Below are 23,425 nucleotides of genomic sequence, written 5' to 3' on the forward strand. Positions count from 1 at the left end.
CTTATTATTTAGAAGGACTTATTGTATAAAAAATATTTTTCTCTCCAACTTATCGGAAATATTTGTAGATTTGCTTTCTGAAAACAGTTAATAGTCAAAAATGAGTTCACGTTTTCCTTTATATATAATAGGTATAGTGTTGTTTACCTCTTTTTTTTCGTGCACTGATATGGTGCCGACCAAAGAGGTGCGCCTGATTGATTCTTTAAACGGGAAAGCGTATACTTATCGTTATCGAAGCTTGGATTCCTCCTATAAATATGCCAATGAAGCTTATCAACAGGTAAATTTTTATAAGTCGGGGAAAGCGGAGGCATCCAATAATCTCGGATTCTGTGCTTTTATGGCGATGGATTTTGACCGGGCGGAAGCGTTACATAAGGAAGTATATAAACTGACTAAAAATGAGCTTGAACTGTTGATTGCTGATATCGGACTGATGAAGATTTGTCAGCGGACAGCTATGAACAAAGAATTTTATGATTATCGTAACAGTGCGCTCCGGCGTATGAAACGTATTCGGGAAGAGAGTGATTTGTTTGCTGACCGCCACGAGGCACTTCGACTGGATTATGCTTTCACCGAATTTTTCATTGTTTCTTCTATTTATTACTATTATCTTCAGCAAAGGCAGGAAGCCATCGCATCTCTCAATCAGATCCCGGAAGATGAAGTATTGGCAGATACGAATCAGTTGCTTTATTATCATTATATCAAAGGATCGGCTTCATTGGTGGAAGCCACCAAGCCGGAGGATAGGAAAATGCGTGAGTTTGACCAACTATATATAACCTGGAGGACTGCGGTTCAGACTAATCATCCTTATTTCGAAGGAAATGGTCTGCAAGGGTTGGCTAATCTGATGGTTTCTCCCAATAACTTCGAACTCTTCCGAACAAGGAGGGGATATGCGCTGGATCAGTTCGGTTTTCCTGTAGATTCGCTTTTACCTTTGCGAATGGCACAGCTTGCGCTTGAAAAATTCCGGGAGTATAATGATTTGTATCAGATTGCCGGTGCGTATGTATCTATCGGTAAGTATATGAATGAGCACGGACGTTATTCGGAAGCATTGGATACGCTTACAAAAGCGTTGGATTGTGTGAACCAACACCATATGCTTTATTATCATCATGCAGTGGATACGTTGGACAAGTTGCGTATTTATGCGGAAGGAGATACGACATATACTGGAGTACCGTGGATTATGGAGGAAGACGTAAGGACGGTGCCTGAATGGATTTCGAGGATTCGGGAACAATTGAGTGTATCGTATGCCGGGCTTGGAATGAAGTATGCTTCTGATTACAACCGAAATATATATCTGGATATTCTGAATTATACTCGTCAGGATAAAGAGTTGGAGAGTCGTTATCTTTCGTTGGAATCCGATTCACGACAAATGACGCTTGTGCTTTCTTTGGTTATTGCCGGACTTGTACTGGTGGTTATTCTTTGGTGGTTTTTCAATAAGCGATCTAAAATAAGGAATCAAGTAGATGTGGAACGTCTGCAACGGATACTGGCTCTTTGCCGGGACATCACTTCTTCTATACCAATGAATGTTCCGTTAATTCAACAAGGCATCGACCAACTGTTCGGAAAAGGGCGTCTTCAACTGGAAATTCCGGAGGAAGGAAAAGCGGCACTGGTTCCTTTGCATCGGTTGAACCGTGATGAAAAAGCGTTGGTGCACGTGCTTGAACCGTATATCGTTTGGGCTGCGGACAATGAGCAGATGGTAGAAGCGTTGAGTGACGAGCGGATGCAATTGGAAAAGCAACGATATGTTTACGAACAACATATCGCGGGAAATAAACGCCAAAATCTGATTAAGAAGGCTTGTCTGGCCATTGTGAATGGGATAAATCCTTATATCGACCGTATCTTGAATGAGGTGCATAAGTTGACGGAACGAGGATATATCGATCATGAAAAGATAAAGAAAGAGAAGTATCAATACATTGACGAGCTGGTAACTACGATTAATGAATACAATGATATTTTGGCTCTTTGGATTAAGATGAAGCAGGGGACGCTTAGCCTGAATATTGAAACGTTCGATCTCAATGAACTCTTTGAACTGTTAGGCAAAGGGAGACGTGCTTTTGAAATGAAAAATCAGAAGTTGGAAATAGAACCGACTACGGTTATGGTGAAGGCTGACCGGGCATTGACTTTGTTTATGATTAACACGCTGGCGGAAAACGCCCGAAAATATACTCCGGAAGGAGGAACAATCAAAGTGTGTGCCCGTACTATGGACGCGTATGTCGAGATTTCCGTAGAAGACAACGGAAGGGGGATTTCCGAAGAAGATGTGGCTCGTATTATCGGTGAGAAAGTATATGACTCTCGTGTCATCGGAATGAAGAATGTAGCTGATCCGGAGGTTCTGAAGGAAAATAAGGGCAGTGGTTTCGGACTGATGAATTGTAAGGGAATCATTGAGAAATATAAGAAAACGAATGAATTGTTCCGGGGATGTGTCTTTGATGTAGAGAGTGAATTGGGGAAGGGGAGTCGTTTCTATTTCCGTTTGCCTTCGGGAGTGCGTAAAGCGATGGGAGTCTTGTTGCTTTGCCTGTTGCTTCCGTTTGGGGTGAGCTCTTGTCTGCATGATCCGATTCCTCCCATGTTGCAGGAGGGCGATTCGATAGTGGTGGTTACGGATTCTGCCTATGAGGATTTACTGGATGCAGCGTCGGATTATGCGAATGCTGCCTATTTTGCTAATGTGGATGAAAATTATGAATTTGCTTTGCAATATATAGATTCTGCTATACTCTTGTTGAACGAGCATTATGAGAAATATGCGCGTCCGGATCGTCCGCATCGGTATATGAAGCTGGTGGGTGAAGGAACGCCTGCCGAAATCAGTTGGTGGAACGAATTGTTTGATTCGGATTATCATGTGATTCTGGATATCAGGAATGAGGCGGCGGTTGCTTTTTTGGCTTTGAAACAGTTGGATGCATACAGTTACAATAATTCGGCATTTACGGATTTGTATAAGTTGCAAGGAGAAGATCAGACTCTTGAAGCATATTGCCGACAGTTGGAACGGTCGAATACGAATAAGACAGTAGGAATTATTTTATGTTTTGTTCTACTGATTGTTTCTTTGGTCGGATACTATTTCCTGTATATGAGAAAACGTTTGCAGAATCGTTTGAATCTCGAACAGGTACTTGAGATTAATCAAAAGGTATTTGCGGCATCTTTGGTCAGACCGCAGGAACAAGAAAATGCAGAGGCACTCCAACGGGAGGAAAGTACGCTTAAAGAAATCCCGCAACGTATTGTGGATGAAGCATTCGCTTCGGTGAATGAACTACTGACAATTGACCGGATGGGAATTGCCGTTTATAACGAAACGACACATCGGCTGGAATACGCTTCTCGTCCCGGGCAGGAAATGCCGGAGATGGTAGAGCAGTGTTTTAGTTCCGGAGAATATCTTTCTGAACAGCATCTTCTGGCAATTCCGCTGATGGTGGAAGCAGGAGGTGAACATCAATGTGTCGGTGTGCTTTATCTGGAACGCAGGGAGGGAACAGAACAGGAAACAGACCGGCTGCTTTTTGAACTGGTAGCGCGATATGTGGCTATTGTCGTATTTAATGCAGTGGTGAAACTGGCTACTAAATACCGGGATATTGAATCGGCGCATGAAGAAACACGCAGAGCTTCCTGGGAAGACAGTATGTTGCATGTACAGAATATGGTACTTGACAACTGCTTGTCGACAATTAAACATGAGACGATCTATTATCCGAATAAAATCAAACAGATTGTAGGGCGGTTGAATACACAGAAGCTTTCGGAAACGGAGGAGCGTGAAGCGGTGGAGACTATGACGGAATTGATTGAATATTATAAGGGAATCTTTACGATTTTGAGCTCGTGCGCTTCCCGTCAATTGGAGGAAGTCACTTTCCGGCGTACTGTAATTCCGGTGCAGGAGCTTTTGGACGCTGCCGGAAAATACTTCAAGAAATCAATGAAGAACCGTTCGGAGAGGATAGAACTGGAGATAGAACCGATGGAAGCGAAGGTGATAGGAGACGTGAACCAGTTGCGTTTTCTATTGGAAAATTTGATTGATGAAGCATTGACTGTGCGTGAAGATGGGGTGATACGTCTGCAAGCACGTCAGGATAATGAATATATTCGTTTTCTCTTTACGGATACGAGACGTGAAAAGAGCGTGGAAGAATTGAATCAATTATTTTATCCGAATCTGGCACGTATGACTTCCGGTGAGAAAGGGGAGTTGAGAGGAACGGAATATCTGGTATGCAAGCAGATTATCCGCGACCATGACGAATTTGCGGGACGCAGAGGATGTCGTATCAATGCCGAACCGGCTGAAGGCGGAGGATTTACGGTTTATTTCACCATTCCGCGCCGATAAAAGGAGAACACATAAAAGTTATTAGATAAGAAACATGGAAGAACAGAAGTTTAAAGTTATTATCGTAGAGGATGTAAAACTGGAGTTGAAAGGGACAGAAGAAATATTCCGTCATGAAATACCGAATGCGGAAGTGATCGGTACGGCAATGACGGAAAGTGAGTTCTGGCCGTTGATGGAGGCGCAGCTTCCCGATTTGGTATTGTTGGACTTAGGACTGGGAGGTTCTACGACCATTGGTGTTGACATTTGCCGGAATATATTCAAACGCTACAAAGGAGTTCGGGTACTGATCTTCACGGGTGAGATTCTGAATGAAAAGTTGTGGGTGGATGTATTGAATGCCGGTGCCGACGGAATTATCCTCAAAACGGGAGAACTACTGACGAAAACAGATGTGCAGGCTGTGATGGACGGAAAGAAGCTGGTATTCAACTATCCGATTTTGGAAAAGATTGTAGATCGTTTCAAGAAATCTGTAGCCAACGATGCCAAGCGTCAGGAAGCAGTCATCAGTTATGACATTGATGAATACGACGAACGTTTTCTCCGCCATTTGGCATTAGGATATACGAAGGAGATGATTGCCAATCTGAAAGGGATGCCTTTCGGCGTAAAATCATTGGAGAAACGACAGAATGATCTTATCGGACGCCTTTTCCCAAATGGAGAACGGGTGGGAGTGAATGCTACCCGATTGGCAGTACGTGCACTGGAATTGCGTATTATCGATTTGGATAATCTGGAGCCTGACGAAGAATAAGTAATGGCAAGTAATACCTCTGGAAAGTAATGAAGAATAAATGGCGTATGCCCCATCCCGCTACGATGTTCCTTCTGCTGACAATGGCAGTGGTCTTTCTTTCATGGATATGTGATATCTATGGGTTGAAAGTGACATTGCCGCAGACAGGTGAGGACATCCGTGTACAAAGCCTGTTGAGTCCGGAAGGAATCCGTTGGTGGTTGCGGAACGCTATTAAGAATTTCACGGGCTTTGCTCCGTTGGGCATGGTGATTATCGCTATGTTCGGACTGGGAGTAGCACAACATTCCGGTTTTATTGATGCGTGCATCCGCATGGGAGTAGGGAACCGGCAGGAAAAGAGGAAAATCATCTTGTGGGTGATTGTGCTCGGTTTGTTGTCGAATGCCATTGGGGATGGTGGATATATTATTTTATTGCCTATTGCTGCTATGCTGTTCCAGTGGGTGGGACTTCACCCGATTGCTGGGATTGTTATAGCTTATGTCTCTGTTGCGTGCGGGTATAGTGCTAATATTGTATTGAGTACGATGGACCCGTTATTGGCGCATACCACACAAGAGGCGGCACTGGCGCAAACGGGTTATCAGGGGAACACGGAACCTCTTTGTAACTACTTCTTTATGAGTGCTTCAACGGTAGTCATTACGGCTATTGTGTATTGGATTACTCAAAAATGGCTTCTTCCCACATTAGGAAAGTATGAAGGCAGTGTGAAAGTGGTGGCTTATCATCCTTTGTCTCGCAAAGAGCGGCGTGCCATTATGATTTCCATTGTTGTAGCAGCTGTTTATGTCGCTCTTATCTTGTGGCTTACTTTTTCTTCTTATGGAATTTTGCGTGGGGTGAACGGAGGTTTGATGCATTCGCCTTTTATTGCCGGTATTTTGTTCTTACTTTCTTTGGGAGCAGGTATTACAGGGATGGCTTATGGATTCAGTTCCGGACGGTATCGCACTGACAATGATGTGATTGAAGGACTTACGCAGCCAATGAAACTTCTTGGAGTGTATTTCGTTATCGCTTTCTTTGCTGCACAGATGTTTGCCTGTTTTGAATATTCCCATCTGGATAAATGTTTAGCTATCATGGGAGCTGATTTACTCTCTTCGTTTGAGCCGGCTCCTTTGTCTGCTCTCATCCTGTTTATTCTATTTACGGCATTGATAAACCTGATTATGGTATCTGCTACCTCCAAATGGGCTTTTATGTCTTTTATCTTTATTCCGATGTTTGCACAGATGGGAATTGCTCCGGATGTAGCACAATGTGCTTTCCGTATCGGAGATAGTTCGACGAATGCCATTACTCCTTTCTTATTCTATATGCCTTTGGTACTGACTTATATGCGGCAGTATGATAAACAGATTACGTATGGCTCATTGCTTAAATATACTTGGAGATATTCATTAGGTATCCTGGTTGCCTGGACATTGATGTTTATTACCTGGTATTTGTTGAAAATACCGATGGGATTGTAGCCGGTACGTGAAAAAATATCAAGTAGGCAACATGTGGACGATTCTATTAAATGAAAAAATCGCAAACGCTATTTTAATAGCTGTTTGCGATTTCTTTAAGTGATTCCGAAGCGATTCGAACGCTTGACCCACGCCTTAGAAGGGCGTTGCTCTATCCAGCTGAGCTACGGAACCAGCCTTATTTGCGGATGCAAAGGTAGTGCTTTTTATGAAAACTCAAAAACTTTCCGGCACTTTTTTATTCATATATTTCTTTGTATCTATGAATCAGTAATTTATAAAAGAGAAATATTTTGTTTAGTTATATGGTTTGGGATGAATAAATAGGAAAACGTCATTTTTACGAAGAATAACGAAAGTTATATAGGTTTCAAAAAGGTCAAAAAAATAAAATACGGTTGTGTTTTTCTATTATAACTTCTACTTTTGGACGATAAACAACTAAAAAACACATAAAGTTATGAAGAAATTGATTTTTTTATTTGCATTTTGTATTGTAGTGACTAATGTTTTTGCACAAACCGCCCCAGAGCAATTGAAAAAAGAAGGAAATGACGCATTTAATGCTAAAAATTATCCAGTAGCGTATGCGAAGTTCAGCGAATATCTGAAACAGACTAATAATCAAGATTCTGCAACAGCTTACTATTGTGGTATAGCAGCAGACGAAGTGAAAAAGTATGCGGAAGCCGTGACCTTTTTCGATATTGCTATTCAGAAAAAATTTAATATAGGAAATGCGTATGCTCGTAAGGCTTTGGCTTTAGATGCACAAAAGAAGACTGCTGAATATGTAGCTACATTAGAAGAAGGGCTGAAAGTCGATCCTAAAAATAAGACAATGGTGAAGAATTATGGTCTTCATTATCTAAAAGCAGGACTTGCAGCACAGAAAGCTGGAAAGGCTGAAGAAGCAGAAGATTGTTTCAAGAAAGTAATTCCGTTGGATCACAAGCAGTATAAAACAAATGCATTGTACAGTTTAGGAGTTTTGTGTTATAATGACGGAGCTAATATCCTGAAGAAAGCTGCTCCTTTGGCAAATTCAGACGCAGACAAATATGCTGCAGAAAAAGCAAAAGCGGATGGAAGATTTAAAGAAGCATTAGACTATTTGGAAGAGGCTGCTAAGATCTCTCCGGAAAATGAAAATGTGAAAAAGATGCTTCCTCAAGTGAAAGCTGTTATGAAGTAATTTGACCAATCTTGTAAATGATAGAGGGTTGCCGGTATGATACGTCGGGCAACCCTTTTTTATTGCTATCTTTTTCTAATCTATACTTTTTGTGTACATTTGCCGTTCCTAAACGCTGAAATATTTTATGCACTTATATAATAAGGAACAGGCCATCAAACGGATGAATCAGTTTGGACAACACCATCGTCCTTTTGTTTTTATTATCAATTATCTGCAGGATGCATCTTATATAGAAGAGGTTGCTGCTGTTGATTCTACTGAACTTTTGTATAATTTGAATGGATTTACCAATCAAGCTACGTCAACTGAAAAGTATACACCTTCTTTTTCTGCTAAACCAGCGAACTCTATCCATTGGCAGCCTTCTGCAGAATCTTTCTATTCCTATCAACGCTCGTTTAATATTGTCCGACAGAATATCTTGGCTGGAAATAGTTTTCTCACAAATCTGACTTGTCGCACTCCGGTAGATACCAATCTCACTCTGAAAGATATTTATTATCACTCTAAAGCGATTTATAAGCTATGGGTTAAAGACACTTTTACTGTTTTTTCTCCAGAAATATTTGTGAGAATTCATCAGGGAAAAATTAGCTCATACCCGATGAAAGGGACTATTGACGCTTCCATTCCTTCTGCTGCCCAATTATTGATGAACGATCCTAAAGAGGCGGCAGAACACGCTACTATCGTAGACTTGATTCGTAATGATTTAAGCATGGTTGCCAATCAAGTGTCCGTTTCCCGGTATCGGTATATCGATACATTGCAGACTAATCAGGGGGCGATTCTTCAGACAAGCTCTGAAATCCAAGGCATATTGCCGGAAAACTATCCGGAACATTTGGGAGAACTTATTTTCCGACTTTTGCCAGCCGGTTCCATTACCGGTGCCCCCAAGAGAAAAACGATGCAGATTATTCGGGAAGCTGAAACTTACGACAGAGGGTTTTATACAGGAATTATGGGCTATTCGGATGGAATTAATCTGGATAGTGCCGTTATGATACGTTTTGTAGAACAGGAAGGAGAAAAAATGTATTTTAAAAGTGGAGGTGGAATCACCTGTCAGAGCGATGCGGAAAGTGAGTATAACGAAATGAAACAAAAAGTATATGTACCCATTTATTGAGACTATCCGGATAGAGGATGGACAGATTTATAATCTTGATTATCACACAGAGCGTTTCAATAAAACCCGTTCAGTCTTTTGGAAAGATACTGTTCCGCTTGATTTGCGTGAGTATATATCGCCACCAGTTTTAAACGGGATTCATAAATGCCGGATTGTGTATGGAAAAGAAGTAGAAGAAGTCACGTATGCTCCTTATCAGATGCGGAAAGTGTCCTCTTTGCATCTGATAGAATCCGATACCATTAATTACACTTACAAAAGCACACATCGGGAAGAACTGAACGCTTTGTATGCCCAAAGAGGAATGGCAGATGACATTTTAATCGTGAAAGACGGCTATCTGACAGATACTTCTATTGCCAATATCGCCCTCTACGATGGGCACACATGGTTTACTCCAGCTCATCCGTTACTCCAGGGAACGAAGCGGGCGGAACTTCTGAATAAGCAATTCATTGTTGAGAAAGACATCGCGCAAGTACATTTAAACGACTATTCACATATCATGTTATTCAACGCCATGATTGACTGGGAACGTATTGTATTGCCTATAAATGAGAAACATTTCATTCTATAAACGATAATTAACTGAAATATACAGAGCATTGCTGAACAAATGTCACTTTTGTACTGTTATATTTATGTGTTTTTCATAGTATTAGATATAAGATTAATTAAAGAGATTGTACTCCACTTGTGAAAGCTAAAGTACGTCAGAGACAGAAGAGTCTGTTTTTTTGATAAATGTGTTAAAGCATCGGTTTTACCAGGCCGATGCTTTTTTTATGTCCTTTTACCCCCTTTTTTAGTTTATATGAAATAAAATTTGTACGTTTGTAGAGTAATAATAGAAAATGATAAAGATGAACATACCTGTTATCTTTCAGTTTTTAAAAGATCTTTCCGCGAATAATAATCGTGAGTGGTTTAATGAGCACAAGGCAGAATATGAAACAGCCCGTGCCGAGTTCGACAACTTTTTGGCAACAGTGATTGCCCGTATTTCCCTGTTTGATGAAACTATCCGGGGAATTCAACCCAAAGACTGTACTTATCGCATTTACCGGGATACCCGCTTCTCTGCGGATAAAACACCTTATAAAATACATTTCGGCGGTTATATCAATGCCAAAGGGAAGAAATCCGACCATTGTGGATATTATGTCCACTTGCAGCCGGATGGTTCGATGCTTGCCGGAGGAAGCTTGTGTCTGCCTCCCAATATCCTGAAAGCAGTGCGTCAGTCTATTTATGACAATATCGAGGAATTTGTTGCGATCGTAGAGGATCCAGAGTTTAAGAAATACTTTCCGGTGATAGGGGAGGATTTTCTGAAAACAGCTCCGAAAGGCTTCCCGAAAGACTTCAAGTATGTCGATTATTTGAAATGTAAAGAGTATGTTTGCTCTTATAATGTTCCTGATGACTTCTTTACCCGGCCGGATATGTTGGAACAGATGGACAAAGCGTTCCGCCAGTTCAAGCGGTTTGCTGATTTTATAAATTATACGATTGATGATTTTGAATAAATAATGCCTGGAATATAAACTTTAAAATTTAACTTATATGGTAGTAGATACTTTAGAAAATCTGGAGAAATATGCGTCTTTAAATCCTTTGTTTGCACAAGCCATTGACTTCTTGAAGTCTCATGACCTCCAAGCCATGGAAATTGGTAAGACAGAACTGAAAGGGAAAGATCTGTTCGTGAATATCGCACAAACCAAGCCTAAAACAAAAGAGGAAGCCAAACTGGAAACTCATAACGAATTTATTGATATTCAAATCCCGTTGTCGGGAACAGAAATTATGGGGTATACCGCTGCTAAAGATTGTGTTCCGGCAGATGCACCTTATAACGCAGAAAAAGACATTACTTTCTTTGAAGGATTGGCAGAAACATACGTTGCCGTAAAACCGGGAATGTTTGCTATCTTCTTCCCGCAAGACGGTCATGCTCCGGGCATCACTCCGGATGGTGTGAAAAAAGTAATCGTAAAAGTAAAAGCATAATCCTAATTCAATTCTGATATGGAAAAGACACTTAATCTCATAAAAAATGATCCCTGGCTGGAACCTTTTGCCGGTGCTATCACCGGGCGTCATCAGCATGTATTAGACAAGGAAGCTGAATTGACGAATAAAGGCAAACAAACCCTTTCAGATTTTGCATCGGGGTATCTTTATTTTGGATTGCATCGCACCGATAAGGGATGGACTTTTCGTGAATGGGCGCCCAATGCTACTCATATTTATATGGTGGGTACATTTAATAATTGGGAGGAAAAAGCAGCCTATAAGCTGAAAAAACTAAAGAATGGCAATTGGGAAATTAACCTGCCGGCGGATGCCATTCATCATGGCGATCTCTACAAATTGAATGTATACTGGGAAGGCGGACAAGGCGAGCGTATTCCTGCATGGGCTACTCGTGTGGTGCAGGATGAACAGACCAAGATATTCAGTGCACAAGTCTGGGCTCCGGAGAAACCCTATAAATTCAAAAAGAAAACATTTAAGCCCGACACGAATCCACTGTTGATTTATGAATGTCATATCGGAATGGCACAACGGGAGGAAAAAGTGGGCACTTATAACGAATTCCGCGAGAAAATACTTCCCCGTATTGCTGAAGAAGGGTATAATTGTATCCAGATTATGGCCATTCAGGAACATCCTTATTATGGAAGTTTCGGCTATCATGTATCCAGCTTTTTTGCTGCTTCTTCCCGTTTTGGTACTCCCGACGAATTGAAAGCATTGATCGATGCCGCTCATGAGATGGGAATTGCTGTGATTATGGACATTGTTCATTCACATGCAGTGAAGAATGAAGTAGAAGGATTAGGAAACTTTGCCGGTGATCCGAATCAGTATTTCTATCCGGGCGTTCGTCGTGAACATCCGGCTTGGGATTCTCTATGCTTCGATTATGGCAAGAACGAAGTGATTCACTTCCTGTTGTCTAACTGCAAGTACTGGCTGGAAGAATATAAATTTGACGGCTTCCGTTTTGACGGAGTCACTTCTATGCTATATTATAGTCACGGTTTGGGTGAAGCCTTCTGTAACTATGGAGATTATTTCAACGGTCATCAGGATGATAATGCGATTTGTTACCTGACATTGGCTAATGAAGTGATTCATCAGGTAAATCCGAAAGCGATAACCATTGCGGAAGAAGTTTCCGGTATGCCGGGGCTGGCTGCAAAAATAGAAGATGGCGGTTACGGCTTCGATTATCGTATGGCCATGAACATTCCGGACTATTGGATCAAGACAATCAAAGAAAAGATTGATGAAGACTGGAAACCTTCCAGCATGTTCTGGGAAGTAACCAACCGTCGTCAGGATGAGAAGACCATTTCGTATGCAGAAAGCCATGACCAGGCATTAGTGGGAGACAAGACAATTATCTTCCGTCTGATTGATGCCGATATGTACTGGCACATGCAAAAGGGAGATGAAAATTATGTTGTCAACCGAGGTATCGCTTTGCACAAGATGATTCGTTTATTGACCTCTTCAACCATCAACGGAGGTTATCTGAACTTCATGGGAAATGAATTCGGGCATCCCGAATGGATTGACTTCCCGCGTGAAGGTAACGGATGGTCATGTAAATATGCCCGTCGCCAATGGGATTTGGTAGACAACAAGAATCTGACCTATCATTATATGGGTGATTTTGATAAGGATATGCTGAAAGTTCTGAAGAGCGTGAAAGACTTCCAGGCAACACCTGTTCAGGAAATATGGCATAATGATGGCGATCAGGTATTGGCATACGGACGTAAAGACCTTATATTTGTCTTTAACTTTAATCCGAAACAGTCATTTACCGACTATGGATTCCTGGTAACTCCGGGAGCTTATGAAGTAATATTGAATACGGACGACGTTGCATTTGGAGGAAACGGTTTGGCAGATGATTCTGTAGTGCACTTTACTATTGCCGATCCGCTGTACAGTAAGGAAAAGAAAGAGTGGTTGAAACTCTACATTCCTGCCCGTACCGCCGTAGTGCTTAGAAAGAAGAAATAATTTTATCTTTAAATAAGAAGCCCCTGCAACTATCATTGTATATCTGCAGGGGTTTTCTCGTATATTGCGCTATTGAATGATTTAGTTCTAGTTTACCAAAAAGGTACTTGGTCCGAGAATATCATACATATCACTCACGTTGCGTGTTTTCAGTAATACTCCTTGTGGAGTATAGAATAACTGATATTTGATGTCAACGTTATCTTGGCCTACTTTAATTACAATAATAGCTTGCCATTTGGGAAACTCTACCATTGTCACATTATCTACCACCCAACTTGCGTATGGCCCGGATACAAAAGCATTATAGACTGCCGGTGACAGACGATCAAGGCTAACAAGGTCAGTCTGTGTCATCACCCATTGCCCTCGGACGTTAAACCACACATTTTTAGTAAATCCGTTCATTACAAAGTTGGCGCAATAATATCCGTCATCTTGTGACCAGGCGATACCATTTGCTTTGGGATACATTTTCTTGAAAGTTGCCTGTACATTGCCGGGAGGGGTATCTCCAAAAACAGATGTAGATAATAGCAAAAACAGTGTGATCGCACAAATCATAAATTTCTTCATAAGCTTTGAGTTTAGAGAATTAGTTATAACTAAACAGCCTTTGAGAATATTTGTTTGAGCGATGTACATAAAATAATCCTCCGGGCATTTATAAGTGAAATGCCCGGAGGATAAGGAGTATGCGGTTCTTACTCTTTTTACTTAAAAAGTAATCTTTAAAATTTTTCCGTTATAACCTCCGACTGAAACGTCTGTCGGTTTATAAGGTAATAAGCTGATTTCTTCTTTAGCACCGGTCATCAAATCGATAGCCTGATAAGACTCCATTTGAGGAATCTGCAAAAAGTCGAAGGCATGTGAAGGCACGTTGATGGCAACATCTACCAGTTGACTGTCGAAATTAATAACGAAAAACAGAATCTCGTTTTTGTATTTCCGCATAAAAGTATATTGTTTATGCTCATTGAAACGCCATCCGTTTATATTAGCATACATCAAGTCAAAGAATACCCCCTTTTTGATTGCCTGCTCTTCGTTGCAAAGCGTCAGTACTTTTTGATAGATAGAGTAGAGGTGCTTATGTTCTTCAGTAAGCATTTTCCCGTCAAACTTTCCTCCGTTGCGCCAACGACGTATAGTATCTACGCTCCAATAATCAAATATGGTAGTCCGTCCGTCTCTTCCGCTGAATCCTTCGCTATCCATGCCCAGCTCTCCGAACTCCTGACCGAAATAGATCATCATAGGATTGGTGTTCATACATGCAGAAACAATTAGTGCGGGAATCCCTTTACGCGGATTACCGGCAAAGAAATCAGATGCGATACGTTGCTCATCGTGGTTCTCCAGGAAGTTGAGCATTTTTTTCTCGATTCCATTCAGACTTTGCCAGCAATGAGTGATTGCAGTGGCAGATTCATATCCGCAGGCTACGTTCCGCAGTGTATCATACAATCCTACCTTATCATATAGATAGTCAAACTTGCCACGGAACAGATAGTTACGATATTCGCTGGGATTATAGACTTCTGCGATGAAAAGTATTTCAGGATAAACCTCTTTTACTTGAGGAATAGCCCATTCCCAAAATTCAACGGGAACCATTTCTGCCATGTCACAACGGAAACCGTCAATGTTCTTTGACGCCCAGAAAAGAAGAATGTCCAGCATCTTTATCCAAGTGTCCGGAGTTGGGGAGAAGTGGCAGGTACCGCCGTTCTGATAATCCACTCCATAGTTTAATTTCACCGTTTCATACCAGTCGGTGATATTGGGCGTAGCATCAAAACGATTGTTACCGGTAGCTTTAGCCGGAAATTCCCGGTAAGGCTCTGCTGCACCGTCTTTCATATCGAACTGGGCACGAAGTTCCGCTTGCGGGATATAATAGAAATTATTGTATGGACTGAAAGATTGACTGGGGTCATCGTTAGCCCCCAATTCCGTCGTACCGTCGGGCTGTGCGTCCGAATGGTACTGGCGTGCTACGTGATTAGGTACAAAATCTATAATCACTTTCAAACCTGTGCGATGTGTACGGTGTACCAGGTTCTCAAATTCTTTCATACGTCCCTGTACATCGTTGGCCAGGTCAGGATCTACATCATAATAATCCTTGATAGCATAGGGAGAGCCAGCTTTTCCTTTCACAATGGCAGGATGATCCGGACTGATGTTATAACGGCGATAATCCGTTTGAGTGGCATGTTCGATGATGCCTGTATACCATATATGTGTAGTACCTAATTTTTTGATTTCACCAAGTGCCTTGAGCGTGAAATCAGCCATTTTCCCACAACCGTTGGTGGCAATGTCGCCATTGTAGACACAGTGGTTGTTGTTATTTCCAAACAGACGGGTGAACACTTGATAGATAATTATTTTATTTTCGTCATTCATATAGAGTAGATTATTAATATTCGTATTCATTCTTTTTTCCGATGGATAGGAGATTACTTCCATATTTTTCCTTTTTCTTCCAACAGTTGATTAAGCACTTCATTGGCTGTATTATATCCCTGTCCGAAGATTTCTTCTGCTTTCTCCAGTTCGGTATTGCTATATCCGTATAAATTGTATGGTTCGATTAATAAATCACACTTTTCCCTTTCTGGAAAAGTATTGGCGCGGAACATAAAATGGAATGAACGCATAGCAATGCTTACAATATTCATTTTGTAGTCCTGTGCCATGATGGGGCTTACGTTGACAGCCACCACCTTGTCGCACACTCTACGCAGGGTAGAGACAGGAAGATTCATCATCAATCCTCCGTCTACATAGTTAGTGCCATCTATATTGACTGGTGCGAACATAACAGGCATACAACAAGAAGCAGCAACCCGTTCAGCAATACTGCCGCGGTGAAAATGAACCATGCGTCCATGATCGAGGTCGGTTGCTGTGATAATCAGAGGAAGTTGTAAATCTTCCAAGTTTTTGGCTTTTACGTTGGTTCGGAGAAAGTCTATAAATTCACAAAGGTCAAATAATCCTTTTTTAGGAATTACCAGTTTGGTTAAATCCTGGAATTTATGTCCGGAGAAATAATCAAGAACTTTGTGGGGTTCGTTGCCATCTGCATAAAAGACACCGGCAAGTGCTCCTGCGCTTACTCCGGAGATGATTTCCGGTTTAATATCATGCTCTAAAAGAGCTTGCATAACTCCCAGATGGGCAAATCCTTTAATAAATCCTCCGCTTAGTGCATAGCCAATCTGATATTTCCGGCTATTCCTGTTATTTGTGAATATCTCCATGAGTTGCTTTCTTTAGTTCGCCACGAATTTAGTGAATTTATTGAAAGTAGGAGGAATATAATGAATAGTTTTTTTAAGAGAACGTTATAAGTAGTTTTTTGTTATCCATAGAACACAATAAATGCGGATAACATGGAACTTTAATTGCGTAAGTATAAAGTTTTGTTATCCGCATTTAAATATATCACAATAGAGCACAAATATATGGATGGAATCTTTACACCAGCACTGGGGGCTGATTAGAATCCGAAATCGTCTATCTCCACTTTATGTTCTTCGTTTTCTTTAAAAGGTTTTGCTTCTTTTTGCACTGGATTTCCTTCGATATAGATAGCGCGGAATGGACGGGCAGGGCAAACATATTCGCATCCTCCACAACCTACGCATATTTCTTTGTTTACATGAGGGATCGTTAATCCGTCTTTATATGGTACCATTGCCACAGCCTGTGTAGGACAGTGCTCGGAGCACGCTCCGCAACTGGTTCCATCAGTATAAACGATGCAATTTTCCTCGATAAAAACAACATATCCCATTTGTGTAAGATGTTTTTGCTCTACACTTATGGGAAGAATTGCTCCATTGGGACAAACGTCTCCGCAAACAGTACAGTCAAAATTACAAAATCCTTTCTCAAAACTAACGGTCGGCTGCATTATACCTGCCAAACCATACTCCATAAAAGCAGGTTGCAGAACATGAGAGGGGCATTTGCTGACACAAAGATGACAGGATGTACATTGCTGTTGAAAGTGTTCCCGACTGATAGAGCCCGGAGGAGTGATTGGATTCTCCTTTTTGTATGCCTTTTTGCCTTCCAGTCTAGCAACAGATTCTTTGGCTTGGGACAGGAGTTTGGGAGCAGCTCCGGCAGTAACAAGACCGGCAACCAAAAAGCGGCGTTTGGATGAATCCGTGTCCGGTGATGATGGTACAGGGGCTTCTACGTTTGCTTGTTGTTTCTTTAAAGAAGGGTTGTAGACCAATGCCTTTTGCTTGCATGCTCCCAGGCAGTCGAAACAATCTACGCAGCGGCTATAATCAATGGCATGTTCCTTACTATTGATGCAGGAGGCTTTGCATTTAGTAGCACAAAGCCCGCATCCATTACATTTCGCAGTATCGATACGGACCTTAAATAATGAAAAGCGGCTCAATAATCCCAATATTGTTCCTACGGGACAAACCGTATTGCACCATGTCCGCCCGTGTTTCCATGCCATTACAAAAATAACTGCAAGAGTGATAACAGCAATGAGAAGAGAAGAAATGCTTAAAACAGAGGTATCTACCTGATAAAATGTATAATTGTCGAATTTGGAAAAGACAGATTCCAACAGATTATTCCCCAACATGTAGATAGGTTTGAATATATGCACTACTACACGTCCATACGCACTGTATGGATCGAGCAGGCCTACAATAAATGTAAATCCGCATAGAAACCCGATTACTGTCAGCCCGAGTATGCCCCAACGCAATTTATTTTTTGCGGGACTGTAACTATATCTTTTTTTCTTTTTCCCTATTGATTTTGAAATGCGTGCAATGACATCCTGCAAAATACCCATAGGGCAAATTGTAGAACAATAAACGCGTCCAAACAAGAGCGTTAACACGGTGAGAAATAATAAGATACCTATACTTAGTGAAAGGACAGCTGGAACAAACTGCAAATGTGCCAGCCGATGAAAACTGTTCGGTAATATTTCTGCAAAATCGAGAAAAAAGAAAGAAATCAGCACAAATAAAAGTGCTGATATTCCAATACGTAGCCTTCTTAACATTGTTATTTTACATCTTAATTCGCTTGACATTCAGCTTGTCAATGTTCATGGTTCCTATTTTCAGTGCTTCTCCTTTAGCGAGGTGTCCCACAGTATCTAGTGGCATCTCACGTACTTGATTGAAGAATTTGGCGGCAGCCGTGTCCACTGCTACAATATCCGGTGAAATGAACAGTCCTTTCGCTAATACGACATCCGAGGCAGAACGTCCTCGCGGACCATTGGTTTTCATGATACGATAAGCGTCCACTACGTTCAGCACAGCTTTCTTTTGCAGTGTGCAGATATCGGCAATACATTGCTGCAAGTCATTCTGGTGGAAAAATCCACGATCCCAGACAATTCCCATGTGATTTTTCATTGAGATAGTCAGATTGGCACCCCCGTGGTTTTTCAGGATGGGAACATTGATCCATACATCGCAATTCAGGATGGCTTCATGTATCTTTGCTTTCTTCATCTTCTGACCGTTGGGTAGGTTTACCGGCTTGTAATAAGACTCCAAATGAGCAGGCATTACTTTTGCTCCGGCAGCTTTTGCCGCCGCTTCGATGCCGCTGTTTTTGTAACACTTCTGCCAATCGTCACAAGTATGATCGAATACGGTCACTTCTTTAGCTCCGGCAGCAAAGCATTGTTTCACGATTTCAGCAATCAGTTGCGGGTTGGTGTTTCCTGCCAGTTCCGGCACTTTATCCCAACCGATATTAGGTTTTACGACCACCTTCTGTCCCGGTTTTACGAATTGTTTCATACCGCCCAGTTCGCTGATAGCACGGCGGAACATAGCTTCCGGTTCTCCACCCATAACGGCTACCAAGTCCGGATTGCCTCCGTTCGTATTATTAATAGTCTGGGTTAATATTTCCATTGCCTCCGAATGCTGAATACTCAATGCGGCACCGGTTATGGCTACTGTTTTTAAAAAGTCCCTTCTGTCCATTTTTGTTTTTACTTTAGAGTTTTGCAATCGCTTTCAGTAGGGCGTAGCCACCAAACCATTGAATTAACATACCGGGAATACCAATGCGGAAATCTTGCACTGCTGCATGGAAATTTCCGATGAATGCCCATTCAAAAGCAGTTCCTATAATCTGATAGGAGAGAACGACACCGAGAATAGCCCATAAAGAAACGGATTTCAGTGTTCGTGCAGCCAAGGCGGAAGTACCGGCAAGTAAAGCGGATTTTATCAATATAATGGGGAGTGCAGCTCCCGAAGGCATTGCAAATAACAGGTGATTGATGACAGGAGAAAGAATTGCCGTCAGTAATCCCACACGAAAGCCATATTTATAAGCTGCGATCAACGTGAAAAAATAGATCGGCAATAAAGTAGGGCCACCGTATGGTACAAGATGACAGATTTGTGGAAGTGCAATGTTGCCCGCCACAAATAGCAGGGCAAAGAGGTAAGTTCTTACATTGCTGTAATTCAGTGAATAGAGTTTAGCAGATGTTTCCATTTTCGTTGATAACTTTAAAGTTTAATAGAACGATAATTTCCTAAAAATTAGACTTCTTTCTTTTAGAAAGGTTTAATCCGGACAAAGAACTATTTGCTAAAGTAACTGTCTAAAATTAGTTAATAGAAAAAAGGAGGCTTCATTGCGTTTTGAATAACAACTTATAATACGAACTAATTTAAGCATTTACTTTATGATATTAAAAATGGGACAGAAAAGTTTCAAGCCTATTTGAAACACTTTGTTTCACTACGGGAAACTGTTTGTTTCACCGCTTGAAACCATTCGTTTCACACCGAGAAACAAACAGTTTCAAAGCTTGAAACATATTTTGAAACTATTTGGTTTGTACTTTTGCCTTATTCGGCGCCCATTCTTTCCCGGATCTTTCCCCATGCATGCGTATCAAACAGGCAACTTTGGCGCATAGTCCCACACATTTCTCTGAATCTGGACATAGGTATCGTATAACTCAACTTATCCGCTTCAAAGTACGGACGCACCGACGGGTCGAAGAAACCGATAAATGTTCGCCTGCCTCCTTTGCGGTTTTCAAGAGTGGCTTGTGTCACTATGGAACTGCAACCGGAACCGAATAAGGAAACGACACCATCTTCGGCATTGTTATCATAGTAAGCCCATGTAGTCAGTCCGGAAAGCATATCAGGATTGGCGATAAACATGACGCCTTCTATTTGTTCCAGACTTGCCACTTTGTCTATACGGGCAAAATGAAGGTATTTCTTTTCAGCTTTAGGCACTCCGATTTGCCGTATGAATTCAACGACCATTTCCGGAGTCTGTTTATATCGTTCTTTTAGTGAGACAAAAGTCGGTACGCGTTCAGGCATTTCTGTAAAACCTGTGTAGAATTTGCCGCCACCGCAACCGATATTTTCTGCATTCAAACTGATAGTGCCACCTTCTCTGACAGTCTTCATACCCTTAAAGAAGCAACCGTTAATTTTCTCTGTTGTTCCTTCCAGTATATCCGAATACCAAAATACAAGAGGTAATTCGGCATTCTCTCCGAATGCCTCCTTGAAGTTCTGAATAAATGTTTGGATGTCCATAGCTTTTCAATTTTAGTTATGTATGTAGGTCTTTGTACAAAGTTAAAATAAAAATAGACATTCATCCTCTTTTTAAACAATAATTACTTATATTTGTCCGGAACAGAATATAAAGAGAAGCGTTATGAAGTATTTACTAATATATATAGGGTTACTTTGTACATCCCTGCAATTGTGGGGACAAGAAACGGTTGCTACAAGAATCGCTCCTCCGACGGGATATGTCAGGGAGGCTTGTGCCGATCATTCGTTTACAGGTTACTTACGTAATTTGCCTTTGATGCCGAAAGGTAGTAAAGTGATGCTTTATAATGGAAAAGAAAAATCGAATCAGTCTGCAGCTTACGCTGTAATCGATATAGAGATAGGTAACCGTGATTTGCAACAGTGTGCCGATGCGGTAATGCGTTTGCGGGCGGAATATCTGTGGAAACATAAACGATATGGAGAAATAAAATTCAACTTCACCAATGGTTTCCCTGCCGGGTATAAGAAATGGGCGGAAGGAAATCGGATAAAAGTCAGCGGCAATCAAGTGCAATGGTATGCTGCGGGCAAAGGAGTGGATTATTCCTATAAAACTTTCCGTAACTATCTCGATATGGTCTTTATGTATGCCGGAACGGCTTCTTTATCCCGCGAGCTTCAGGCTGTGTCTTATACTTCTTTGCAACCCGGTGATGTGTTTATTAAAGGGGGCTCACCCGGACATGCAGTCATTGTTGTAGATGTTGCTGTTCATCCGGTTACCAAAAAGAAAGTATTCCTGTTGGCGCAGAGCTATATGCCTGCACAACAGATTCATATTCTTGTAAATCCTGTCAGTCGCAGCCTTTCCCCCTGGTATGAATTGGCGGAAACGGATGCGGGGAAACTATATACTCCGGAATGGATTTTTAGCCGGAAAGATTTAAAACGCTTTAAGGAGTAGAATCTTTTCGTTATCTTTGGCATTTAACAAACCGTTTTAATCATACAACAACGAAAAACAACCGATTATGAATCAAGATTTGTCAATGAATGCTAACCAGTTGGTAGCATTCCTTCAAAAGCCAACTTCAGAGTTTACCAAAGCCGACATTATCTCATTTATCCAGCAAAAAGATATCCGCATGGTCAATTTCATGTATCCGGCGGGAGACGGTCGTCTGAAAACCCTGAACTTTGTCATCAACAATCAAGCCTATCTGGAAGCTATTCTTACTTGTGGAGAACGGGTAGACGGCTCCAGTCTTTTTTCTTTCATAGAAGCGGGCAGTAGTGACCTTTATGTGATTCCCCGTTTCTGCACTGCATTCGTTGATCCGTTTGCCGAGATTCCGACGCTGTCTATGCTTTGCTCTTTCTTCAACAAAGACGGCGAACCTCTCGAAAGTGCACCAGAACACACCCTTTACAAAGCAAGCAAAACTTTTACAGAAGTTACCGGAATGGAATTTCAGGCAATGGGCGAATTGGAATATTATGTAATAGCTCCGGATACAGGTATGTTTCAGGCAACCGACCAACGTGGTTATCACGAATCGGGCCCATACGCTAAATTTAATGAGTTCCGTACTCAATGTATGTCTTATATCGCACAGACAGGCGGGCAAATAAAGTATGGACACTCCGAAGTGGGTAATTTTACGCTGGATGGCTATATTTATGAGCAGAATGAGATTGAGTTCTTGCCGGTTCCTGTATCGCAGGCGGCAGATCAGTTGATGATTGCCAAATGGGTGATTCGTAATCTGGGATACAGATATGGATATAATGTGACCTTTGCTCCTAAAATAACAGCTGGTAAGGCAGGATCGGGCTTGCACGTACACATGCGTATCATGAAAGACGGAAAGAACCAAATGTTGAAAGACGGCGTCTTGTCGGAAACAGCGCGTAAAGCAATTGCCGGAATGATGGTGCTTGCTCCTTCAATCACTGCCTTTGGAAATACCAATCCTACTTCTTATTTCCGTCTTGTTCCTCATCAGGAGGCACCTACCAATGTTTGCTGGGGAGATCGTAACCGTTCCGTATTAGTACGTGTACCATTAGGATGGGCCGCAAAAACAGATATGTGTACATTGGCCAATCCGTTGGAAGCCGAAAGCCATTTTGACACCAGCCAGAAGCAGACTGTAGAAATGCGTTCTCCGGATGGTTCGGCAGATTTGTATCAACTGTTGGCCGGTTTGGCTGTTGCCTGCCGTCATGGGTTTGAGATTGAAAATGCGCTGGATATCGCTGAAAAGACGTATGTGAATGTGAATATCCATCAGAAAGAGAATGAAGATAAACTGAACTCACTGGCACAACTGCCGGATAGCTGTGAGGCTTCTGCTGATTGCCTGCAACAACAACGGGCAATATTTGAACAATATAATGTCTTTAGTCCGGCAATGATTGATGGTATCATCCGCAGACTTCGCAGTTACGAAGATAAAACGTTGCGTGCGGATTTGGAAGGAAAGCCGATGGAGATGTTAGATCTCGTACATAAGTATTTCCATTGTGGCTAATCTGCAAACGTAAATTGGTATATAATAAAGGCTATCTTCTGTTTCAAAGAAGGTAGCCTTTAAGTTTCTGATGCAGAATTAACTATAAGTATTTGTTTTTCAAAGAGCTTATAACAAAGAAACTATAGAAGGCTAATCAGATGATTGGTGGCAGATAGTTTGATATAATAGAGTTTAAACGTTAAGTATTGGCCTATTTTCATAAAAAAGATGTTTTGAGAAAAGAAAAAGGAGGGAGTATAGTGCATTATCTCCAAATAATGCTTTCCTTTGTACCAACAA

The 23,425-nt window shown here is 41.5% G+C and carries 18 protein-coding genes and 1 tRNA gene; 11 read left to right on the plus strand and 8 right to left on the minus strand.

The features are described from left to right. The first annotated feature begins 100 nt into the window (after positions 1 to 100). From HMPREF9009_RS16275 to HMPREF9009_RS16285, 3 genes are read left to right on the plus strand one after another with little or no spacing between them, the layout of a single operon-like run. Positions 101 to 4,417 carry a DUF5113 domain-containing protein gene (locus HMPREF9009_RS16275; RefSeq protein ID WP_083444204.1) on the plus strand — a complete coding sequence of 1,439 codons (4,317 nt, stop codon included), beginning with the start codon at positions 101 to 103 and terminating at the stop codon, positions 4,415 to 4,417. A gap of 34 nt (positions 4,418 to 4,451) precedes the next feature. Further along, complete coding sequence (locus HMPREF9009_RS16280) at positions 4,452 to 5,180, plus strand: DUF5932 domain-containing protein (RefSeq protein WP_004317459.1); 729 nt, start codon at positions 4,452 to 4,454, stop codon at positions 5,178 to 5,180. 29 nt (positions 5,181 to 5,209) lie between these two features. Continuing rightward, the gene (locus HMPREF9009_RS16285) at positions 5,210 to 6,664 is read left to right on the plus strand and encodes an AbgT family transporter (RefSeq protein ID WP_049702727.1); all 1,455 of its coding nucleotides are present in this window, start codon (positions 5,210 to 5,212) and stop codon (positions 6,662 to 6,664) included. Positions 6,665 to 6,764: 100 nt separating this feature from the next. Here HMPREF9009_RS16285 and HMPREF9009_RS16290 read toward each other — a convergent pair. After that, a tRNA-Arg gene (locus tag HMPREF9009_RS16290) sits at positions 6,765 to 6,838 on the minus strand. Positions 6,839 to 7,124: 286 nt separating this feature from the next. Here HMPREF9009_RS16290 and HMPREF9009_RS16295 point away from each other — a divergent pair. The 6 genes from HMPREF9009_RS16295 to HMPREF9009_RS16320 all read left to right on the plus strand — a co-directional run bounded on the left by HMPREF9009_RS16295 (position 7,125) and on the right by HMPREF9009_RS16320 (position 13,041). After that, entirely contained in the window at positions 7,125 to 7,859 is a 735-nt protein-coding gene (locus HMPREF9009_RS16295) for a tetratricopeptide repeat protein (RefSeq protein WP_008022494.1), read from the plus strand. Between the two features lie 127 nt (positions 7,860 to 7,986). Then, positions 7,987 to 8,994, plus strand: a complete 1,008-nt coding sequence (locus HMPREF9009_RS16300; protein WP_049702728.1) for an aminodeoxychorismate synthase component I — start codon at positions 7,987 to 7,989, stop codon at positions 8,992 to 8,994. Further along, entirely contained in the window at positions 8,978 to 9,574 is a 597-nt protein-coding gene (locus HMPREF9009_RS16305) for an aminotransferase class IV family protein (RefSeq protein WP_049702729.1), read from the plus strand. The genes HMPREF9009_RS16300 and HMPREF9009_RS16305 overlap by 17 nt, the downstream gene beginning before the upstream one ends. A gap of 277 nt (positions 9,575 to 9,851) precedes the next feature. Continuing rightward, positions 9,852 to 10,526 carry a DUF2461 domain-containing protein gene (locus HMPREF9009_RS16310; RefSeq protein WP_032811766.1) on the plus strand — a complete coding sequence of 225 codons (675 nt, stop codon included), beginning with the start codon at positions 9,852 to 9,854 and terminating at the stop codon, positions 10,524 to 10,526. Positions 10,527 to 10,563: 37 nt separating this feature from the next. Then, positions 10,564 to 11,010 carry a NanQ anomerase/TabA/YiaL family protein gene (locus HMPREF9009_RS16315; protein ID WP_008022485.1) on the plus strand — a complete coding sequence of 149 codons (447 nt, stop codon included), beginning with the start codon at positions 10,564 to 10,566 and terminating at the stop codon, positions 11,008 to 11,010. Between the two features lie 18 nt (positions 11,011 to 11,028). Next, a complete protein-coding gene (locus tag HMPREF9009_RS16320) occupies positions 11,029 to 13,041 on the plus strand; it encodes an alpha amylase C-terminal domain-containing protein (protein WP_004316879.1) in 2,013 nt (670 codons plus the stop codon). An 87-nt stretch (positions 13,042 to 13,128) separates the two neighbouring features. On the opposite strand, the gene HMPREF9009_RS16325 is transcribed toward HMPREF9009_RS16320, so the two are convergent. The 7 genes from HMPREF9009_RS16325 to HMPREF9009_RS16355 all read right to left on the minus strand — a co-directional run bounded on the left by HMPREF9009_RS16325 (position 13,129) and on the right by HMPREF9009_RS16355 (position 20,642). Further along, positions 13,129 to 13,617 carry a PepSY-like domain-containing protein gene (locus HMPREF9009_RS16325; RefSeq protein ID WP_008640124.1) on the minus strand — a complete coding sequence of 163 codons (489 nt, stop codon included), beginning with the start codon at positions 13,615 to 13,617 and terminating at the stop codon, positions 13,129 to 13,131. 141 nt (positions 13,618 to 13,758) lie between these two features. Next, positions 13,759 to 15,456, minus strand: a complete 1,698-nt coding sequence (locus HMPREF9009_RS16330; protein ID WP_049703355.1) for an alpha-amylase family protein — start codon at positions 15,454 to 15,456, stop codon at positions 13,759 to 13,761. Between the two features lie 53 nt (positions 15,457 to 15,509). Then, positions 15,510 to 16,316 (minus strand): patatin-like phospholipase family protein, encoded by an 807-nt coding sequence (locus HMPREF9009_RS16335; protein WP_049702730.1) that lies wholly within the window; start codon positions 16,314 to 16,316, stop codon positions 15,510 to 15,512. 239 nt (positions 16,317 to 16,555) lie between these two features. Next, positions 16,556 to 18,103, minus strand: a complete 1,548-nt coding sequence (locus HMPREF9009_RS16340) for a 4Fe-4S binding protein (RefSeq protein WP_049702731.1) — start codon at positions 18,101 to 18,103, stop codon at positions 16,556 to 16,558. A gap of 7 nt (positions 18,104 to 18,110) precedes the next feature. Then, positions 18,111 to 19,046, minus strand: a complete 936-nt coding sequence (locus HMPREF9009_RS16345; RefSeq protein ID WP_004316874.1) for a DUF362 domain-containing protein — start codon at positions 19,044 to 19,046, stop codon at positions 18,111 to 18,113. A gap of 13 nt (positions 19,047 to 19,059) precedes the next feature. Next, positions 19,060 to 19,569 carry a hypothetical protein gene (locus HMPREF9009_RS16350; protein ID WP_049702732.1) on the minus strand — a complete coding sequence of 170 codons (510 nt, stop codon included), beginning with the start codon at positions 19,567 to 19,569 and terminating at the stop codon, positions 19,060 to 19,062. Positions 19,570 to 19,928: 359 nt separating this feature from the next. Beyond that, positions 19,929 to 20,642 carry a DUF169 domain-containing protein gene (locus HMPREF9009_RS16355; RefSeq protein WP_049702733.1) on the minus strand — a complete coding sequence of 238 codons (714 nt, stop codon included), beginning with the start codon at positions 20,640 to 20,642 and terminating at the stop codon, positions 19,929 to 19,931. A gap of 124 nt (positions 20,643 to 20,766) precedes the next feature. On the opposite strand from HMPREF9009_RS16355, the gene HMPREF9009_RS16360 reads away from it, so the two are divergent. After that, on the plus strand, positions 20,767 to 21,573 hold the full coding sequence (locus HMPREF9009_RS16360; RefSeq protein ID WP_049702734.1) for a DUF4846 domain-containing protein: 807 nt from the start codon (positions 20,767 to 20,769) through the stop codon (positions 21,571 to 21,573). A 67-nt stretch (positions 21,574 to 21,640) separates the two neighbouring features. Further along, the gene (locus HMPREF9009_RS16365) at positions 21,641 to 23,143 is read left to right on the plus strand and encodes a glutamine synthetase family protein (protein WP_049702735.1); all 1,503 of its coding nucleotides are present in this window, start codon (positions 21,641 to 21,643) and stop codon (positions 23,141 to 23,143) included. Positions 23,144 to 23,425 lie beyond the last annotated feature (282 nt).

Origin of the sequence: Bacteroides sp. 3_1_13 (genome assembly GCF_001185845.1) — a bacterium.
In the GTDB taxonomy this organism is placed as follows: domain Bacteria; phylum Bacteroidota; class Bacteroidia; order Bacteroidales; family Bacteroidaceae; genus Bacteroides; species Bacteroides xylanisolvens.